The following is an 18,109-nucleotide window of genomic DNA, read 5'->3' on the forward strand; positions in this document are numbered from 1 at the left end:
CGGGCGCTCTGGTGGCGCCCGGCCGGAGCGGGTGTCAGACGGCCGTGCTCACCCCGCCGTGGTGGCGAGCACGGTCGCCCGCGCCTCGTCCCACGGGGCGGGCGTAGCGATCGCGGCCCGCAGGGCGCGCACCTGGCGCGGCGGCAGTCCGATCGCGAGCACGCCGGTGGCCTGCCCGTCCCGGCCGTACAGGGCCACCGTGCGGCGCGTCTCCGCGTCCAGCACCGTGACCCGCACCCGGTCCGCCCCGGCGAGGAGCCCGTACGCCTGGAGCTTCAGGCCGTACTGGTCGGACCAGAAGTACGGGACCGGGGCGAAGGGACGCCGCTCGGCCCCGTCCGCCTCCGCCTCCGCCGCCAGTTCGGCGAGGAGGTTGCGGGCGGCGGCCATGCCCTGCTCGGTGGCGTTCGTCCGGTGCTCCACCCGGAGCGGACGCCCGTAGACCGGGTGGTGCCAACGGGCCACGTCCCCGGCCGCGTAGACGCCGGGGGCCGCCGCGCAGTACGCGTCGCAGCCCAACCCGTCCGCGGTGTCCAGACCGGCCGCGCCGTCCAGCCAGCCCACGCCGGGCACCGAGCCGATGGCCACCAGCACCGTGTCGGCGGGCAGCCGGGTGCCGTCGGTGAGGCGGACGGCGGTGACGGCGCGGGTGCCGGGGGGCGTGGCGTCCGTGCCTTCCGCGCCCTCGGCCGTGCTCTGGGCTGTGCCCTCAGTCGTGCTCTCGAAGCCGTCCACCGTGCCGGTCAGCAGGCGGACGCCGCGCGCCCGGTGCTCGGCGGCGAGCAGTTCGCCCACCTCGTCGCCGACCATCCGGGCCATCGGGACCGGCTCACGCCCGACGAGCGTGACCTCGTGCCCCAACTCCCGCGCCACGGCGGCGGTCTCGCAGCCCAGCACCCCGTTGCCGACGACCACGACCCGGCCGCCGGGCCCGTTCAGCCGGGCGCGCAGTGCCAGCGCGTCCTCCAGGGTGCGCAGGGTGTGCACGCCCTCCAGGCCCGTCGCGCCCGGCAGCGTCCGGGCCGCCACACCGGTCGCGACGATGACGCCGTCGCAGGCCAGTTGCTCGCCGCCCTCCAGGGTGACGGTGCGGGTGGCGGTGTCCAGCGCGGTGGCGCGGGTGCCCAGTCGCAAGTCGAGGTCGAGCGCGTCGAGCTGTTCGGTGGTGCGCAGGCCGAGCCGGTCGGCTTCCCACTGTCCGCCCAGCAGTTGCTTGGACAGGGGCGGCCGGTCGTACGGGAGGTGGGGTTCGTCGCCGACGAGGGTGAGGGCGCCGCTCCAGCCGAAGCGGCGCAGCGCCTCGGCGGCGGCGAGCCCGGCCGCGGAGGCGCCGACGACGGCGATGCGTCCGGTGGTCACTCGTGGACCTGGATCGCGGCGGCCGGGCAGATGGCGGCGGCCTCGCGGACCGCCTCGTGCTGCTCGGCGGGCGGCGCGGCGTCCAGCAGGACGACGACGCCGTCCTCGTCACGCTGGTCGAACACCTCGGGGGCGACCAGGACGCACTGACCGGCGGCGCAGCACTTGTCTTCTTCGAGGGTGATCTTCATGTCAGGACTCCGTGATCTGAGAGGGGGTGAAGGGTGGTTGCTCGGGGGCCGCGGGCCCCGAGAGGCCGACGGGTGTCACCAGGTGACGGGCAGGGCGTGGCAGCCGTAGATCGCCATGTCGGTGCGGAAGGGGATCTCCGCCAGGGGGACGGCGGGCCGCAGCGTGGGGAAGCGGCGCAGCAGCGTCCCGATGACGACCTGGAGTTCGACGCGGGCCAGCGCCTGACCGAGGCACTGGTGGATGCCGTAACCGAAGGCGACGTGGTGCTGGGCGTTGGGGCGGCACACGTCCAGGCGGTCGGCGTCGGGGAAGACGGTCTCGTCGCGGTTGGCGGAGGGCACCGCCACCACGACGCCCTCACCGGCGCGGATCACCTGCCCGGCGATCTCGATGTCCTCGGTGGCGACCCGGCGCGGACCGTTGCGGATGATGCTGTGGAAGCGCAGCAGTTCCTCGACGGCGCCGCGGATCAGGGCCGGTTCGGCACGCAGCCGGTCGGCCGTCTCCTGGTCGCCCATCAGCGTGAGGGCGCTCAGGCCGATCATGTTCGCCGTGGTCTCGTGCCCCGCGACGAGCAGCAGGGCGCAGAAGGCGACCACCTCGTTGTGCGTGAGCTCCCCCGCGGCCTGCTGCTCGGTGATCAGACGGCTCAGGATGTCGTCGCCCGGCGCGGCCTCCTTGGCGCTGACCAACCGGTCCAGGTACGACCACAGTTCGCGCCGGGCCACGTCCCGGTCGGCCTCGTCGATGGTGCGGGACAGCAGCTTGCCGGTGAGGTCCTGGAAGACCGCGTGGTCGTCGTACGGGACACCGAGCAGCAGGCTGATGACGAGCGAGGGCACCGGCAGGGCCAGCGCCTCGACCAGGTCCACGCCCTGCTCACCGGAACCGGCGCGCTCCATCGCGTCGCACAGTTCGTCCGTGATCCGCTGGATCTCCGGGCGCATCGCCTCGACCCGCTTGACCATGAACTCCCGGGTGACCATGCGGCGCAGCCGGGTGTGCTCGGGCGGATCCATGCGGATGAAGCCGCGGTTCTCGGTGTTCGCGCCGCCGGTCATGCCGCTGAGCGGGTAGCCGGGCCGGGTGGTGTCGGAGCTGAAGCGGGTGTCGCCGAGGATGGCGCGGATGTCGGCGTACCGGGTGGCCAGCCAGGCCCAGCTGCCGTCCGGCAGCGAGATCTTCGTCAGCGGCTCCTCGATGCGCAGCCGGCCGAACTCGGCGGGCGGGTCGAAGGGGCAGCCGCTCGGCGGCTCCACCGGGAGGGGCGCGGGGGCAGCGGGGGAAAGTGTCATGTCGCTCCTTGTGAGCACGCCGGCAGGGGGCGCACGCCATGGATCGCGTTCGCCTAACGCCCGTAAACTTACATGTGTAATGCGCAGGTAAACGGGGTGGGGGTGCCCGACGTGACGCACCGTCAGGCGCCCGGCCGTCGACCGGAAGACCGGTGTGGGGATGTACGCGCATGAGGTGTCTTATGCGGTGCATTTCCAGAAATGAGAGCACTGGCCGGACTTAAGCCCTAATCGACGGCAGAACGGTGATATTCGGGCGAATGGCCCGCCCCCGAGGGCTGCCCTGTCAAGCCGGAACCCGCCTCCTGGGTTGCACGCGTGAGGGCCTGGCGTCGGGCGGGATGGCGGAGGTGGTCGACACAAGGGCAGCCGGACAGCGGGCGACCGACCCCCACCAGTCAGCCGGATATATCAGTGTATTTCCGGCACCACAGGCACCTGCGGGGCCTCCCCCACCCGCCCGGCTCACCTCTCCAGCAACAGCCCCAGAATCTCGTCCACGAAGCGGTCCAACCGCCGGGTGTCCTTGGGGCTCGGCATGACCTGCCAGATCATGACCCGGCCGTGCACCGCCGACCACAGCATGTAGGGCGCCTCCGAGCGGGAGCAGCGCACCCGCCAGCCCGCCTCCTCGCAGGCGGTCAACGCGTCGTGCCAGCTCCGGACGACCATCCCGGCCGGGTGGCCGGCCAGCCGCTCCGGCCCGACCGGGGTCTGCCGGGTCTCGTACAGCAGCCGGTACTTCGCCGGGTGGCCGATGGCGTACCGGCAGTAGGCGCGCAGCTGCGCCCGCAGCCGCTCCACCGGTTCGTCGTCGCCCGCGGCGACGGCGGCGGCGTCCGCCTCGGCCATCGCCGCGGCCAGCCGCTCGTAACTGACCTCCAGCGTCGCCCAGACCAGCTCGGTCTTGTCGGCGAAGTGCCGGTAGATGCTGGGCGCGGCGACACCCGCCTCGCGGGCCACGGCCCGCAGCGACAGCGCGTCCTCGCTGCCGACCTCCTCCAGGAGGCGCTCGGTGGCCCGCAGCAGCTCCTCCCGCAGGCGCTCGCCCTGCCCGCGGGGGTTGCGGGACCGTACGGCCGCACTCTCCTTCACCGCCGTCATGTCCCTTTCGCGCTCCGACCGGGGTGGGTCACCGGTCCCGTGACCAGGGTTTCACACTCCGGAAACGGATCACCGTACGGGAGGTGACCCGCGCCTTCCGGCCGCCGTCCGGACGGGCCCGCCGCTCGGCTCGGGGAGGGAATGCGGGGGGTGACGGACGAGGTGACGGACGGGAGGGAATGCGGGGGGTGACGGACGGGAATGGCGGCCCCCACGAGAGGCCCCATCAGCCCCCCATCGTCAGCCCGTCCTTCGCCGCGCCGCGGCTGAGCACCGCCTTGCGGATGCCCTCGCGCACGTCGTCGTACCCGGAGGTGGCGGTCAGATCGACCATCCTCAGCGGCGGCCCGACATCGCTGAGCTGCGGCAGGAACTCCGCCTTGGTGACCCGCCACCGCCCCTCCCCCTCCGTCGGCGGGGCGAAGGTGAACCGGGCCAGGGAACCCCAGTTGCCGCGCGGGCTCAGCAGGCGCCCGGCGACCTGGTCGCCCATGCCGTACACGACCCAGGTCCCGTTGATCTTCTCGTAAGGCTGCGGCGTGTGCGCGTGCGTGCCGACGATCAGATCGATGTCCGGGCGGCCGGCGGTCCGCGCGGCGGTCAGGGCGCGGGCCAGGTGGAGTTGCTGCGCGTCCGGCTCGGTCTGGTACTCGGTGCCCCAGTGCGGACTGACGACGACGATGTCGGCGCCCGCCCGCCGCGCCGCCCGCGCGTCCGCGATGATCTTCTTCTCGTCCAGCAGGTGCACGGCCCAGGGTTGGCCCTCGGGCCGGGGAATGCCGTTGGTGCCGTAGGTGTACGAGAGTTGGGCCACCCGTGCGCCCCCCGGCGCCGTGAGCAGGGCGGGCCGGGCGCTCTCGGCGGCGCTGCGGGCCGAGCCGACGTGCCGCAGCCCGGCCCGGTCCAGCACGTCCAGAGTGCGGCCGACGCCCTCGGCTCCGTCGTCGAGGGTGTGGTTGGAGGCGGTGGAACAGGAGTCGTAACCGGTGGCCTTCAGGGCGTCGGCGATCTGGGGTGGTGCCTTGAAGGTCGGGTAGCCCGTGAAGGGTCCGTCGGGCGCGCCGATCGGCGTCTCCAGGTGACAGATGGCCAGCCCGGCCGCCGAGACGACGGGCCGGACGCCGTCCAGGATCGACCGGTACTCGTAGCCGGACCCGCCCGCGTCCTGCTGGGCCGTGCGCAGGACCGAGGGGTAGGAGGGGATGACGTCCCCGGAGGCGACGAGGGTGAAGGGCGCGGCGGCCGGCGATCGGGCGGAGGAGGCGTCGGCGCGCGCGCCGGACGCGGGCTCCCGGTGCCGCGCCGTGTCGTGCCGGGAGCCACAGCCGGCGGTGGTGAGCGCGGCCAGAGCGGCCAGGGCGGACAAGGTGAGGAGCGGGACGGCCACTGCGCGCCGTGGATGCGTCATGAGGAAGACATAACATCCTTATCGTCGGAAAAGATGACTTAATCGGAAGTGTCTTCGCTCATCGCTCGGATGGACGGGACGCCGGCCGGAGAGGAAGGCCGACAAGGGCTTGACCTGCCGCCTCCGCCGTCCACCACCGGCGCGCGTCGATGCTTTCGGGGCCCGAGGCCATCAATTCCAGCCCGTCCGGCGATTGAGGACACGGTGACGGGACCGAGCACCCGTCGCACTTGCCCCACGGCGTCAGACGGCAGGGCCCCTCTCCGGACCGGGCTCGCCCATTCCAGCCCGTCCGGCGCTTGAGGACACGGTGACGGGACGGACGACCCGCCGCACTTGCCCAACGGCATCAGGAGGCAGGGCCTACCCTCGTCCAGGCCGGGCTCGCCCATGCCAGCCCGTCCGGCGATTGAGGACACCCCGGTGAGCGCGCGGGCGGGCTCAGGGACGGGCGGCGGGTGATCTTTGGGCGCCGGTGAGGCTCGCCCATTCCAGCCCGTCCGGCGATTGAGGACACCCCGGTGAGCGCGGGTACGGGCTCCGGGCGGGTGGCGGGTGATCTTTGGGCGCCGGTGAGGCTCGCCCATTCCAGCCCGTCCGGCGCTTGAGGACACCCCGGTGAGCGCGGGTACGGGCTCCGGGCGGGCGGCGGGTGATCTTTGGGCGCCGGTGAACGCCAGAGACGTTGTCCTCAATCGCCGGACGGGCTTGAAATTGCCGGGCCACCGTCCATTGGTACGGGCCGCACGGACTTGATTTGCCGGGCTGCGGCTCATCAGCCGGGCCGGACGGGCGCTCCTGGCTCCTCGGCCCGGGGCCGTTTTAGGCTGCCCGAATGGCGTATACGTACGACGATCTCCGCGACGAGCGGCATACGGGAGGACCGGCTCCCGACGACCGGTCGGACGGTCAGTCGGACGACCGGTCGGACGGCCTCTTCCCGCCGGATCTGCCGGTGTTCCGCGAGATGGGGCGGACCGCCGCCGGGTGCGCCTGGCTGGACCGGCTGCCCGGCATCGTCCGCGACATCCGGGACGCGTGGGACCTGCGGCTGGACCCGCCCCTGCACGGCGGAAGCTGCTCCTGGGTCGCCCCGGCGCACCTCCCCGGTGGCGGAGTCGCCGTGCTGAAGGTGACCTGGCCGCACCGCGAGGCCGCCGGGGAGGGCACCGGACTGCGGCTGTGGGGCGGGCGGGGCGCGGTGCGGCTGCTGCGGCAGGACCGTGAGCGGTACGCCCTGCTGGTCGAGCGGTGCGACCCCGGGACGCCGTTGACGGAGGCGCCGTCACCGCCCGCCGAACGGTTGCGGTCCGCGGCGGCGGTGCTGCGCGAGCTGTGGGCGGCGCCGCTGCCGCCGGACGGTGAGCTGGAGCGGGTGGCGGACGTGTGCGCGGAGTGGGCCGACCTGCTGGAGGAGCGCCTGATCCGGCTGCGTCCGGACTACGACCCCGGGCTGGTGGCGCTCGGCGCCCGGCTGCTGCGCGAACTCCCCGCGACCGCCACCCGCGAGGTCGTGGTGCACGGCGACTTCAACCCCGGCAACGTCCTGGCCGCGCGGCGCCGTCCGTGGCTGGCCATCGACCCCAAACCCATGGTCGGCGACCCGGCCTACGACCCGTGGCCGCTCCTGGAGCAGGTGGACGACCCCTTCGCGTACGACGATCCGCGCCCGGTGCTGCGCGAGCGGTTCGGCCTGGTGGCCGAGGCGCTGGACGAGCGGCCGGAGCGGCTGGCGGCGTGGGCGGTGGCGCGCGTCGTCGAGAACGCGCTGTGGTGTGCCGACCACGACGACACCGAGGGTGGCGCGGAGGAGATGGAGACGGCCCGGGTGCTCGCGGAGGTGGCGGGGCTGTAGCGCGGAAGCGGCTGGGGCTGTGAGCGTGCGAATGACGGGCCCGCAACGCGGCCACCGGGACCGGCCGGAGCCCGGGCGGGTGCTCAGGGGCGCCCGCCCGGACGCGGCCGGGGCGCGCCCCTCGTGTGGGCGCGCCCCGTGGCAACACTGCCGGTCACTCGGGCACTGCCGGTCACTCGGGCCGGAGGGCGGCGAGTTGCTGGGCGAAGGGGACGACCGTCTCCGGCTCGTCCACCGTGGCCGGACGGCCGCGCAGGAGGGCCGCCAGCTCGCCCGCCGCGCGGTTCACCCGGTCGGTGAGGCCGCCGCCGGTACCGCCGTTCGCCCCGGAACCGTTCCCGGACGCCTCCGATCCCCAGTCCTCGGCCGCCGCGTAGACGGCGGTGGGCACCACGACGGTCCGCAAATAGGAGAAGAGCGGGCGCAGGGCGTGCTCCAGCGCCAGGGAGTGGCGCGCGGTCCCGCCGGTCGCCGCGATGAGGACGGGCTTCCCCACGAGGGCGGTCGGATCGATCACGTCGAAGAACGACTTGAACAATCCGCTGTAGGAAGCGGTGAAGATCGGCGACACGGCGATCACGCCGTCCGCACCCGTCACGGCCTCGATCGCGGCGCCCAGGGCGGGGGCGGGGAATCCGGTCACCAGGTTGTGCGCGATGTCGGTCGCCAGCTCCCGCAGCTCGACGACCTGGACGTCGACGGGACGCCCGTCCCCCGCCAGGTCCCGCGCGGTCGCCTCCGCCAGCCGGTCGGCCAGCAACCGGGTGGTGGACGGCTGGCCCAGCCCCGCCGAGACGACGGTCAGCTTCAGGGGCTCCATGTTCGTTCTCTCCCTCTGTGGTCCTGCGATGGTGCGCGTGCGGCCGACGGCGGGGGCGGCCCGCCGCCGGCCGGGTGGGGTCAGGCCGCGCTCGGCGTTCCGTCCACCGTCGTGGTCCCGTCCGCGTCCGCCCCGGCGTCCGCCTGCTTGCGGGCGACCAGCGCCGCGTGCGTGGGGCCGTCCGGCACCTCGGCGGGCCGGCCGGCGGCGAACTCCTTGCGCAGCACGGGCACGACCTCCTCGCCGAGGATGTCCAGCTGCTCCAGCACGGTCTTCAGCGGCAGTCCTGCGTGGTCCATCAGGAACAGCTGCCGCTGGTAGTCGCCGAAGGACTCGCGGAAGCTCAGCGTCTTCTCGATGACCTCCTGCGGGCTGCCGACCGTCAGCGGGGTCTGCGCCGTGAACTCCTCCAGCGAGGGTCCGTGGCCGTAGACGGGGGCGTTGTCGAAGTAGGGGCGGAACTCGCGCACCGCGTCCTGGGAGTTCTTCCGCATGAACACCTGTCCGCCCAGGCCGACGATCGCCTGCTCCGGGGTGCCGTGCCCGTAGAAGGCGAAGCGCTCGCGGTACAGGCCGATCAGGCGCTGGAAGTGGTTCTTGGGCCAGAAGATGTTGTTGGCGAAGAAGCCGTCACCGTAGTAGGCGGCCTGTTCCGCGATCTCCGGGCTGCGGATCGAGCCGTGCCAGACGAACGGGGGGACGCCGTCCAGCGGCCGGGGCGTGGAGGTGAATCCCTGGAGCGGCGAACGGAACCGGCCCTTCCAGTCCACCACGTCCTTGCGCCACAGGTCGTGGAGCAGGGCGTAGTTCTCGATGGCGAGCGGGATGCCGTTGCGGATGTCCTGCCCGAACCAGGGGTAGACCGGTCCGGTGTTGCCGCGGCCCATCATCAGGTCGACGCGCCCGCCGGCCAGGTGCTGGAGCATCGCGTAGTCCTCGGCGATCTTGACCGGGTCGTTGGTCGTGATCAGCGTGGTGGAGGTGGACAGGATCAGGCGCTCGGTCCGGGCCGCGATGTAGCCGAGCATCGTCGTCGGCGAGGACGGGACGAACGGCGGGTTGTGGTGCTCACCCGTGGCGAAGACGTCGAGGCCGGCCTCCTCCGCCTTCTGGGCGATCGTGACCATGGCCTTGATGCGCTCGTGCTCGGTGGGCGTCGTGCCGTTGGTGGGGTCCGTGGTGACGTCGCCGACCGTGAAGATCCCGAACTGCATCTTCACACCTCCATGCATTGGTTGAATCGTGAACTACATGCCCCACAACCAGATCACCTCCAGGGCTATTCCCGACCTCGCCATGCGTTGCCGGAACGCCTTCGCAGGCCCGCTGACCTGGGCCGATGGGTCAGCGGACAGGAAGCGGCAAGCTCCGGCGGCGATGCCCCTCCGGCACCCCGACGGGGCCTCCGTTGCCCCCGGCAGGCTCCGGCTGGCTCGGCGGGCTCCGGCCGGGCCACGCCGGCACCCCGCCCACTCGATCCCGGGTCTCCACGGCCGGCCGAACAGGCCGCCCGGCCCGCCCGGCCGCAACGCCCCCTCGCGGCCACCCCGCACCCTCAGCCCCGGGAGACGCACGCCACGCGCCCTTTCCCCCGCTCAGCCCCAGAGAAGCGCTCGCCCGCGCGCCACCAGCCCGAGGACGCTCGCGGCCTCGCCTCCCTCTCCCCCTCTACTCGCGCCCCACCCGAGCAACCCTCTAGAGCGCGTGCCCCGCGCCCTCAACCGGAGGGCACTCGCACCGCGCCCCCAGCCGGAGGGCGCCCTCTCCCCCGCTCCACTCACGCCCCGCCCTCTCGCCACCCTCTCGGCCCTGGAGAAGCGCTCGTACCCCGCGCCCTCAGCCCCGTATCACTCGCCCCGCGCGCGCCCGAGCCCATACGAGCATCAGCGCGGCCAGCACCCAGCACCCCGCCACGGCGCCCCAGCCCGGGCCCGCGCCCAGCAGGACGGTCAGGCCCGTGACGGCCACCACCGTGCCGATGCCGTACCAGACCGCCACCACCAAGGGCGCGGACTCGGCGCCGCTGGCCAGGACCCACATCGGCACCGGGGAGCGGTACGCGTTCAGCAGCCCGCCCGCGACCAGGACCGGCACCGCCGCGACGCCGTACAGCAGCGCCCGCGGCCCGTACCCGGGCACGGCGGGCAGGGATATCAGCGCGGCCATGGCGGCCAGGACGACGGCGGGCGTCGCGGCGTGCGCCACGGCGTGCCGGCCGTACCGGAGCGGGGACCAGGACGTGCGGCGCGGGTCGTCGGCGTCCAGTCGCGCGCTCTCCAGGAGGTGTCCGGCGGCGAAGCTGCCCAGGAGCGCGCACAGCGCGGTGAGCCCGTACGCCGCGCCGCCCCGCGTCCCCGCGCCGAGGGCCGCGACCCCGGCCGCCGTCACCGACAGCAACAGGGCCAGCCCGGCCCTTCGCGGAGCGTGCAGCAGCCCCACCGCGTCCCGCCAGGGAACCAGCAGCCATGGCGAGCGAGGCGGCCGGAGCCGGGCGGCCCAGCGGACCGCGCGCCCCGGCCGGGCGCCGTCCGCCGCGCGGCCCGCCCCTACGGCACCGGCCGCCGTCAGCCGGACGGCACGCGGGTTCATCGTCATCACGCCGGTGGCGACCCCGCCCGCGGCGCGGGCGCGGGCCCGCAGGGCGGCGGCCGGGATGGTGGTCACGACACGGACCGCGCACAGCGCCGCGGCAAGTGTGGCCACGGCCAGCAGCCCGAGGGCGAGCGGCCAGTACGGGGCCGGACCGCCGGCCGCGGCGAGCGCGGGCTGCGCCGCCCATCCCCAGGGCCCCAGCCACAGCTCGGCGCTCTCCAGCCACCGCACCCGGTGGCCCCTCGCCGCCAGCGCCGTCTGCGCCGCGAGCGGCAGGAGGACGACGAGGACGGCCGGTGTCCCCCGGCGGACCAGGCGGGCGAGCCGGGCGGACCGCTCGACGGCCGCCGCGCCCACCGTGCCGAGCACCGCCAGGCACCCGGCCGGGACGCAGCACGCCGCGGCCAGCCCGCCCAGGTCCCCGAGCCCGGCTGCCGTCAGCAGCAGCGCGCCCAGGAACCCGGCCAGCACGGCCGCGGCGACGGCTATCCCGAGGGAGAGAGCGAACCAGGGCAGGAGCAGGGGGCCGCGCCGGACGGGCAGGGCGAGCAGCCAGTCGGCGTCCGCCCGGGGCGGCGTGACCGGTCCGCGCCACAGGGCGTCCCGGGCGGCGAGCAGCCCCACCGCCAGGACGAGCAGCGCCGCTCCCGAGGGGAGGGCGGACAGCAGGCGGTCGGCGTACGCGGCGAGCGGGTGGCCTTCCTGGATGCGGACGTAGAGCCCGAAGGCGAAGAGGCCGTACCAGCCCGCGACCATGACGACGCCGAGGTAGGCGGCGTAGAGCACCTTGCCGGTCCGCCCGGCGCCGCGCCGCTCCCGCAGCCAGGCGGTCGTCCGCCGGGTGACCGCCGAGTCGTCGTAGGCAAGGGGGGCGGGCGGAAGCCGCTCGTCCTCGGCCCCGTGGCCACGCGCCTGCGGGGTCGCCCTCTGAGCGCCGCGCGCCGGGGCGGTCATCGGTGGGCCTCCGCGCCCACAACGAGATCAACCGGGCCGCAGGGGCCACTCCGGCGGTATGAGGGGTGGCTCGGGGGCCTCACAGCTCCACCCCCGCGAGCACGCTCTCCGGGCCGCCCTCGGCGATGACCGCGCCGTCCTCCAGGACCAGCACGCGGTCGGCGGCCTCGCGTGCCAGTCCCTGATGGTGGGTCGCGAAGAGGACGGTCGTGCCGCGCTCCCGCTCGGCGTGCAGCAGGTCGCGCAGGCGGCGCCGGGCGGCCGGGTCCAGGCGCTGCTCGGGTTCGTCCAGTATCAGCAGGTCGCGCGGGCGTATCAGGGCCGCGGCGAGCAGCATGGCCTGGAGCTGGCCGGAGGAGAGCGCGTCGGGGCGGGCGTCGCGGTGGTCGGTGAGCCGCTGCTCGGCCAGGGCCCGTTCGACGCGGGCGGCCGGGTCGGGCAGTCCGTGGCCGACGGCGACGAGTTCGAGGTGCTGGCGCACCGTCAGATCCGGGTAGCAGTGGAGGATGTCGCCGACGACGGCGACCCGGCGGCGCAGGCGGGGGTCGTCCTCGTTCATCGGCAGGCCGTCGAACTCGACGGTCCCCGTGGTCGGCCGCTCCCGGCCGGCGGCGATGCGCAGCAGCGTGGACTTGCCCGACCCGTTGTGCCCCAGCAGCGCCAGGCACGCCCCGTCGGGCACCTCCAGGTCGAGGGGGCGCAGCGCCTCGCGCTCCCCGTAGATCCGGCTCACTCCCCGCATGCGCAACATGCTCAGGAGACTATCCGTGACCACTGACAGCCCCGCCGCCGCCCGGACTCCGGGCCTTCCCCTCCCCTGGTGGTGCGTCTCCGCCGTGCGTCGCGGCGCCATCGCCGCTCCGCGCTCCTATCCTCAGGGGACATGAGCCACCAAAAACGCGACGAAAGCGGAAACGACAAAGGCAAGGAGCAAACAGGGAGTGACAACAGCAATCAAAAGGCAGCGGGCGACCCTCGGGCGGAGCACGCGGACATCCTGCGCAAGCATGGTGAGGCCATCGCCCTCTTCGGTACGCGGGTGCACGCCGTGCGGCCCGATCAATGGGACGCGTCCACCCCGTGCACGGACTGGTCGGTGCGTGACCTGGTCAACCACCTCACCGTGGAACAACTGTGGGTGCCCCGGCTGGTCCGGGACGGAGCCACCATGGAGGAGGTGGGCGATTCCCTGAACGGTGACCAACTCGGTGACGACCCGGTCGCGGCGTGGGACCGCGCGGCGGCGGGCGCGGTGGCCGCCTTCCGCGAGCCCGGCGCGCTGGACCGCACCGTCCACCTCTCGTCCGGCCCCGGACCCGCCGCGCCCTACTGCACCCAGATGACGATGGACGCCGTGGTGCACACCTGGGACCTGTCCCGGGCCATCGGCGCGGAGGAGGAGCTGCCGCCCCACCTGGCCACGGCCGCACTGCGCGAGGTCGAGCCCTACGCGTCCGAACTGAGTGATTCCCCGATGTTCGCCGACCCCGTCGAGCCCCCGGCCGACGCCGACGACCTCACCCGGCTGCTGTGCCTCCTCGGCCGCCGTCCGTAGGACGATGACGAGGGCGGGCGGGGGCGCACGTACGCGCGCGACCCCGGACGAGGGCCTCACGTGTACACGGCTCCCGGCGCACGCCGACGGCCGCCCGCCGCACCGGGCCGGACGGCCGTCAGGGATGGCTCCTGCGTCACCGCTCAGTCGATGCCCCGGAAGATGTGCGGCTCCGCCGGGTCGTCCTCGCAACCGGCGAGCCGGACCGGCACGCACCGGCCCCATACCTCCAGATTGCGGACTTCTCTGATACGACCCGGTCGCTCACGCCGCTTGGGACGGGGCTGCTCGCGCTGCGCGTTCTCCACTGCCACCACGCACTCCTTCATCGAGGGACACGTCCGACGCGGTGGCGCCGTATTCACAAACCGGGAGGTCGGCCAAGGTTTGTGGCGTTTCCCGCGACGGGCCGGGGTGTCGGCGTCTCCCAGACAGGTCGTCCGTCCCTTTCACCATAACGACCGTTCTCGTGGTGCGCGCGTCAATTACTCGTCAATTACTGGACAATTACTTGTGATAAGGACAAGAAACGGAAACCGCAGGAACCAGGATGTTTTCCCTGCTCAACGGGCGGTGAAGAACCCCACCCGCCCCAGGGCTGCCCGCGGCTCGCCGGCTCACTTCAGGAAGCGGGAGGTGCGGCGGTCGGCGAGCGGCTTGCCACCGGTCTGACAGGTGGGGCAGTACTGCAACGAGGAGTCGCTGAAGGACACCTCAAGGATGGTGTCCCCGCACACGGGGCACGGTTCCCCGGTGCGCCCGTGCACCCGCAGCCCGGTCTTCTTCTCCCGTTTCAGCGACCCCGCGGCCAGCCCCCGGGAACGTTCGACGGCGTCACGCAGGGTGTTCCGTACCGCCGCGTACAGGTGCGCGGTCTCCTCCGCGCTCAGGTTGGCGGCCGGTTTGTACGGGGACATGCGGGCGGCGTGCAGGATCTCGTCGGAATAGGCGTTGCCGATCCCGGCCACCACGTTCTGATCCCGCAGCACGCCCTTGATGCGGCGGCGCTCGCCCTTCAGGAGCGTCGCGAACGCCTCCTCGGTGAAGTCCGCCGCGAGCGGGTCCGGGCCCAGCCGGGCGACGCCGGGCACCTCGACGGGGTGACGCACGCAGAAGACGGCCAGGCGTTTTTGCGTACCGGCCTCGGTGAGGTCGAAACCGGGCCGCCGGGCCTCGTCCGCCTCGTCCCCCGCGGACCGCTCCCCCAAGTGGACCCGCAGCGCCAGCGGCCCCTTCCCCGGGCGGGGCGGCGCCTCCGGCAGCTCGTCCTGCCAGCGCAGCCAGCCCGCGCGGGCCAGGTGGATCACCAGGTGCAGGGCTCCCACGGTGAGGTCCAGGAACTTGCCGTGCCGGTCCACCGCCGTGATCACGCCGCCCTCCAGATCGGTCAGCGGCGGGTCGTACGTCTTGAGCACATTGATCGCCACCGGTTGGACGCGGACCACGGGGCGGCCCCCGGCCCGCTCCACGAGGAATTCCCGCAGCGCTTCCACTTCGGGCAGTTCGGGCATGCTCCCAGCCTGCCCGGCGGCCCGCACGGCCGCGACCGCAGCCGCCACCAACGGGCCGAGCCGCGGGACCGTCCGACGCGGAGCGTCCGTGGCGCAGCGGAACACCCGGGCCGGAAAAGCGGGCGCCACGCCCATGTCCCGCATGGCCCCGCCACGCCGCGCCCCCGCGCTGCGCTCCGCGCGGGCGGTCGCGGTGCTACGGATAGGGCGTGGAGTGGTTCACGGAGTCCTCTTACTGGCTGAGCCGCCTCGTCTTCCAGCGCGCGCTCGCGGTGCTGTACGTGGTCGCGTTCGTGTCGGCGGCGCGGCAGTTCCGGGCCCTGATCGGGGAGCGGGGGATGCTGCCGGTGCCGCGGTTCCTGCGGCGGGTGCCGTTCCGTCAGGCGCCGGGGGTCTTCCACCTGCACTACTCGGACCGGTTCTTCGCCCTGTGGGCGTGGACGGGGGCCCTCCTGGCCGCGGCCGTCGCCGCCGGGGCGGCGGATGCCGTGCCCCTGGGGGCGGGGATGGCGATGTGGGCGGTCCTGTGGGCGATGTACCTCTCGATCGTCAACGTCGGGCAGCTCTGGTACGGGTTCGGCTGGGAGTCCCTGCTGCTGGAGACGGGGTTCCTGGCGGTGTTCCTCGGCAACGACGCGACCGCGCCGCCGGTGCTGGTGCTGTGGCTGCTGCGGTGGCTGCTGTTCCGGGTGGAGTTCGGCGCGGGCCTGATCAAGATGCGCGGGGACTCCTGCTGGCGCGACCTGACCTGCCTGCACTACCACCACGAGACCCAGCCGATGCCCGGCCCGCTGAGCTGGTTCTTCCATCACCTGCCCGGGCCGCTGCACAAGGTGGAGGTGGCCGCCAACCACGTCGCCCAGTTGCTGCTGCCCGTGCTGCTGTTCACTCCGCAGCCGGTGGCGAGCTGGGCGGCGCTGGCCATCGTGGTCACCCAGCTGTGGCTGGTCCTGTCGGGCAACTTCGCGTGGCTGAACTGGCTCACGATCGTCCTGGCGGTGCCGGCCGTGGACTGGTCGTCGGTGGCGGGCGACCGCGCACAGCCCGCTCCGCCGGTGTGGTTCGAGGTGCTCGTCCTGGCGGTGGCCGTCCTCGTCGTCGTCCTGAGCTACCGGCCCGTACGCAACCTCCTGTCGCGCCGCCAGGTGATGAACACCTCCTTCGACACGCTGCACCTGGTGAATTCCTACGGGGCGTTCGGCAGCATCACCCGCGTGCGCCGGGAGATCGTGGTGGAGGGGTCGGCCCAAACCGGGAACGGGCCGGACACCGAGTGGCGCGAGTACGGCTTCCGGGGCAAGCCCGGTGACGTGCGGCGGCTGCCGCGCCAGTACGCGCCCTACCACCTCCGGCTCGACTGGCTGATGTGGTTCGCCGCGCTCTCCCCCGCGTACGCGCGCAGCTGGTTCGGCCCCTTCGTGGAGCGGCTGCTGACGAACGACCCGGCCACGCTGCGGCTGCTGCGGCACAACCCGTTCCCGGACACGCCGCCCGCGCAGGTGCGCGCCCGGATCTTCCGGTACCGGTTCACCACCTGGCGGGAACTGCGCGAGACCGGCGCGTGGTGGCACCGGGAGTACGTACGCGACCTGGCCCCTCCGGTTGGCCTCGCCTCACCGAACGAGCCGCACACGCGAACCGGAACTGAATGAACCAACCCCCGGCACCAGGTGCCGGACAGCCTCGGTGGATCTTGACTACAGGTTTTTCACCATCACCGAGTACAAAGGCGCGTCCTCGAAGGGCCTCGATTCGGCGATCTTGCGGTACCCCCAGCGCTCATACAGAGCTTGAACCTTCGGGTGAGACGAGTCCACGAACAGCGTCACGGCGTCAGCCTCCAGGTCCCTGATCAACTCGGCATGAATCTGCTCCGAGGCCCCCGTTTTGCGCCACTTCGGAACGATCATGAGTTCGGACAGGGCGAATACCCGAGTCTCCTCCGTGAGCCAGTCAGGCGTTTCGACGCCGCGCCACCATCCACCAGGACCGAACAACGCACCATAGGCGAATCCGACCGGTTGCCCCTTAGCGAAACCGACGACACAGGACCATGCCTCCTTGCTCGACCACGCGTCAACGAACTCGGCAAACCGGTCGCGTGCGTGGAATTCGTCGGGGTCGTCGGCGTACGCCTCATCGTGTATGTCCAGGAGCATGGCCCTGATGTGCCGTGCATCTTCATGACCATAGCGTGTCAATTCCACTGCCGAGATCTCTCAATCCATTCCGTGATCGCGTGCACCTTTGATCCGGACGCGACCAGAATCTTCCGCACATTCCCCAGCGTGTCGACAGTCCGCTTCGAGCCGGCCCCCTCTGGCAGCAGCTCGTATGCGGACAGACCCGTGGCGCAGGCAAGCTCAAGCTCACCTTGGTTCGCCTGGGACAGCGCCAGATGCGCTGAGTACAGCGCTCGATTCCGAACCATGTCGGGCCGGATACCGGAAAGCGCGCGATGAAAGAAGGATTCGGCTCGATCATAGGCTCCCAAGCCGAACCAGACACTTGCCGCCAAACCATTCACTTCGCTCTGATCGTAGAAAGCCAGCCACGCAGGACGCCCCTTGCCTTCCGCCCGCGCGAAAGCACTCTCCGCCACGGACAGGGCCCGAAGGGTGTCGCTCCGCAGGTTCGTCTTGACCAAGCACCGAGCGTTACGCATATGCGCAAGAGACGCGTACAGGGGGTCCCTACGGGCGACGGAGGAAGCCTTCATGATCTCCGCGGCCGCTACACCCTCACTGAAATCCTTACGCTGGCATGCCGTCATGGCAAGGTGGTTCCACACATGGAATTGCGTCTCGCTGTCCCCCGAAAGACCGGCGAACGTCACTGCTCGGTCGAGATGATCGCGGGCCCGCTCGGTCGACTTGGCGTCGATGGCAGCGAAGGCCGCCGAGCACGACGCGTCCGAGGCCAGGCAGAGAAGCCTTTTGCGAACACGGCTCGATGCCGTTCCCATGGACAGGGCCGACCGAACCCTCAGGGCTAATTCGGCAGCCCGGTTCTCCACGGATCTCATACCGCCTACGCGCCAGTCCTGCTCAAGGATGCGCTCATACTCCGCATGGAAGCGGTGAGCGTCACTCATACCGAGTTTGCCGCCGCCGGAACCGACAACAGCCAGCACGGTACCGCCTGCGGCGGTGACAAACTTACGGCGGTGCACAGACTCGCCCTCCGGGAATGCGGTTGCACTTCGCTTGCGCCGAGGAATGAACCCTAGTTCTTCGGACGTCGCATGAAGAACCTTCTCGGCGCAAAGCCTGATGCGGTCCTGCGGCCATTTCGTCTCACCACGAAGCCAGCGCCGGATGTCACGGTCGGCGAGGCACCCAGGCGAGCCGGTCAGCACTTCGATCTGGCCGTTGATCTGCCGCGCCAACTCGACCTGAGAGAAGCCCAGTTCTTCAATACGGGCCGCCAACTTGATGTTCTCGGTCACATCACAACGGTAGCGC

The 18,109-nt window shown here is 72.4% G+C and carries 16 protein-coding genes; 3 read left to right on the forward strand and 13 right to left on the reverse strand.

The window, feature by feature from the left end; all coding sequences use genetic code 11:
• Positions 1-48: 48 nt before the first annotated feature.
• From ABZX96_RS27290 to ABZX96_RS27310, 5 genes are all read right to left on the reverse strand, one after another.
• The gene (locus tag ABZX96_RS27290) at positions 49-1,359 is read right to left on the reverse strand and encodes an FAD/NAD(P)-binding oxidoreductase (RefSeq protein WP_355549469.1); all 1,311 of its coding nucleotides are present in this window, start codon (positions 1,357-1,359) and stop codon (positions 49-51) included.
• The gene (locus ABZX96_RS27295; RefSeq protein WP_355549471.1) at positions 1,356-1,550 is read right to left on the reverse strand and encodes a ferredoxin; all 195 of its coding nucleotides are present in this window, start codon (positions 1,548-1,550) and stop codon (positions 1,356-1,358) included. Before ABZX96_RS27295 ends, ABZX96_RS27290 begins: the two co-directional genes overlap by 4 nt.
• 75 nt (positions 1,551-1,625) lie before the next feature.
• Entirely contained in the window at positions 1,626-2,846 is a 1,221-nt protein-coding gene (locus ABZX96_RS27300; RefSeq protein ID WP_355549473.1) for a cytochrome P450, read from the reverse strand.
• Positions 2,847-3,311: 465 nt separating this feature from the next.
• Complete coding sequence (locus ABZX96_RS27305) at positions 3,312-3,941, reverse strand: TetR/AcrR family transcriptional regulator (protein WP_355549556.1); 630 nt, start codon at positions 3,939-3,941, stop codon at positions 3,312-3,314.
• Between the two features lie 235 nt (positions 3,942-4,176).
• Positions 4,177-5,358, reverse strand: coding sequence for a CapA family protein (locus ABZX96_RS27310; RefSeq protein WP_355549475.1), 1,182 nt, complete (start codon positions 5,356-5,358; stop codon positions 4,177-4,179).
• An 835-nt stretch (positions 5,359-6,193) separates the two neighbouring features.
• Between ABZX96_RS27310 and ABZX96_RS27315 the strand changes: the two genes are divergently transcribed.
• A complete protein-coding gene (locus ABZX96_RS27315) occupies positions 6,194-7,213 on the forward strand; it encodes an aminoglycoside phosphotransferase family protein (RefSeq protein WP_355549476.1) in 1,020 nt (339 codons plus the stop codon).
• Between the two features lie 172 nt (positions 7,214-7,385).
• On the opposite strand, the gene ABZX96_RS27320 is transcribed toward ABZX96_RS27315, so the two are convergent.
• The 4 genes from ABZX96_RS27320 to ABZX96_RS27335 all read right to left on the reverse strand — a co-directional run bounded on the left by ABZX96_RS27320 (position 7,386) and on the right by ABZX96_RS27335 (position 12,330).
• Positions 7,386-8,033, reverse strand: coding sequence for an FMN reductase (locus ABZX96_RS27320; RefSeq protein WP_355549478.1), 648 nt, complete (start codon positions 8,031-8,033; stop codon positions 7,386-7,388).
• Positions 8,034-8,113: 80 nt separating this feature from the next.
• Positions 8,114-9,247, reverse strand: a complete 1,134-nt coding sequence (locus ABZX96_RS27325; protein ID WP_355549480.1) for an LLM class flavin-dependent oxidoreductase — start codon at positions 9,245-9,247, stop codon at positions 8,114-8,116.
• Between the two features lie 622 nt (positions 9,248-9,869).
• Entirely contained in the window at positions 9,870-11,579 is a 1,710-nt protein-coding gene (locus ABZX96_RS27330) for a hypothetical protein (protein ID WP_355549482.1), read from the reverse strand.
• Positions 11,580-11,658: 79 nt separating this feature from the next.
• Positions 11,659-12,330 carry an ABC transporter ATP-binding protein gene (locus ABZX96_RS27335; RefSeq protein ID WP_355549484.1) on the reverse strand — a complete coding sequence of 224 codons (672 nt, stop codon included), beginning with the start codon at positions 12,328-12,330 and terminating at the stop codon, positions 11,659-11,661.
• Positions 12,331-12,462: 132 nt separating this feature from the next.
• Between ABZX96_RS27335 and ABZX96_RS27340 the strand changes: the two genes are divergently transcribed.
• Positions 12,463-13,134: a TIGR03086 family metal-binding protein gene (locus tag ABZX96_RS27340; protein ID WP_355549486.1), complete on the forward strand. Its 672-nt coding sequence runs from the start codon at positions 12,463-12,465 to the stop codon at positions 13,132-13,134.
• A 143-nt stretch (positions 13,135-13,277) separates the two neighbouring features.
• Here ABZX96_RS27340 and ABZX96_RS27345 read toward each other — a convergent pair whose 3' ends face one another.
• Together ABZX96_RS27345 and ABZX96_RS27350 are read right to left on the reverse strand one after the other, a co-directional pair.
• Complete coding sequence (locus tag ABZX96_RS27345) at positions 13,278-13,448, reverse strand: hypothetical protein (RefSeq protein WP_355549568.1); 171 nt, start codon at positions 13,446-13,448, stop codon at positions 13,278-13,280.
• Between the two features lie 303 nt (positions 13,449-13,751).
• Complete coding sequence (locus ABZX96_RS27350) at positions 13,752-14,645, reverse strand: DNA-formamidopyrimidine glycosylase family protein (RefSeq protein WP_355549488.1); 894 nt, start codon at positions 14,643-14,645, stop codon at positions 13,752-13,754.
• Between the two features lie 209 nt (positions 14,646-14,854).
• On the opposite strand from ABZX96_RS27350, the gene ABZX96_RS27355 reads away from it, so the two are divergent.
• Positions 14,855-16,297, forward strand: a complete 1,443-nt coding sequence (locus tag ABZX96_RS27355; RefSeq protein ID WP_355549490.1) for a lipase maturation factor family protein — start codon at positions 14,855-14,857, stop codon at positions 16,295-16,297.
• A 45-nt stretch (positions 16,298-16,342) separates the two neighbouring features.
• Here the strand turns inward: ABZX96_RS27355 and ABZX96_RS27360 are convergent, their stop codons facing one another.
• Together ABZX96_RS27360 and ABZX96_RS27365 are read right to left on the reverse strand one after the other, a co-directional pair.
• A complete protein-coding gene (locus tag ABZX96_RS27360; RefSeq protein WP_355549492.1) occupies positions 16,343-16,804 on the reverse strand; it encodes a GNAT family N-acetyltransferase in 462 nt (153 codons plus the stop codon).
• Positions 16,805-16,842: 38 nt separating this feature from the next.
• Positions 16,843-18,093, reverse strand: coding sequence for an XRE family transcriptional regulator (locus tag ABZX96_RS27365; protein WP_355549494.1), 1,251 nt, complete (start codon positions 18,091-18,093; stop codon positions 16,843-16,845).
• Positions 18,094-18,109: the final 16 nt, after the last annotated feature.

The sequence above is a fragment of the Streptomyces sp. NPDC003077 genome, from assembly GCF_040611095.1.
Lineage (GTDB): Bacteria > Actinomycetota > Actinomycetes > Streptomycetales > Streptomycetaceae > Streptomyces.

Bases quoted from the DNA above. Each gene is read 5' to 3' on its own strand.
- ABZX96_RS27295 (WP_355549471.1), bottom strand. From the start codon at position 1,550: ATGAAGATCACCCTCGAAGAAGACAAGTGCTGCGCCGCCGGTCAGTGC.
- ABZX96_RS27300 (WP_355549473.1), bottom strand. From the start codon at position 2,846: ATGACACTTTCCCCCGCTGCCCCCGCGCCCCTCCCGGTGGAGCCGCCG.
- ABZX96_RS27310 (WP_355549475.1), bottom strand. From the start codon at position 5,358: ATGACGCATCCACGGCGCGCAGTGGCCGTCCCGCTCCTCACCTTGTCC.
- ABZX96_RS27315 (WP_355549476.1), top strand. From the start codon at position 6,194: ATGGCGTATACGTACGACGATCTCCGCGACGAGCGGCATACGGGAGGA.
- ABZX96_RS27320 (WP_355549478.1), bottom strand. From the start codon at position 8,033: ATGGAGCCCCTGAAGCTGACCGTCGTCTCGGCGGGGCTGGGCCAGCCG.
- ABZX96_RS27325 (WP_355549480.1), bottom strand. From the start codon at position 9,247: ATGCAGTTCGGGATCTTCACGGTCGGCGACGTCACCACGGACCCCACC.
- ABZX96_RS27330 (WP_355549482.1), bottom strand. From the start codon at position 11,579: ATGACCGCCCCGGCGCGCGGCGCTCAGAGGGCGACCCCGCAGGCGCGT.
- ABZX96_RS27335 (WP_355549484.1), bottom strand. From the start codon at position 12,330: ATGTTGCGCATGCGGGGAGTGAGCCGGATCTACGGGGAGCGCGAGGCG.
- ABZX96_RS27340 (WP_355549486.1), top strand. From the start codon at position 12,463: ATGAGCCACCAAAAACGCGACGAAAGCGGAAACGACAAAGGCAAGGAG.
- ABZX96_RS27350 (WP_355549488.1), bottom strand. From the start codon at position 14,645: ATGCCCGAACTGCCCGAAGTGGAAGCGCTGCGGGAATTCCTCGTGGAG.
- ABZX96_RS27360 (WP_355549492.1), bottom strand. From the start codon at position 16,804: ATGCTCCTGGACATACACGATGAGGCGTACGCCGACGACCCCGACGAA.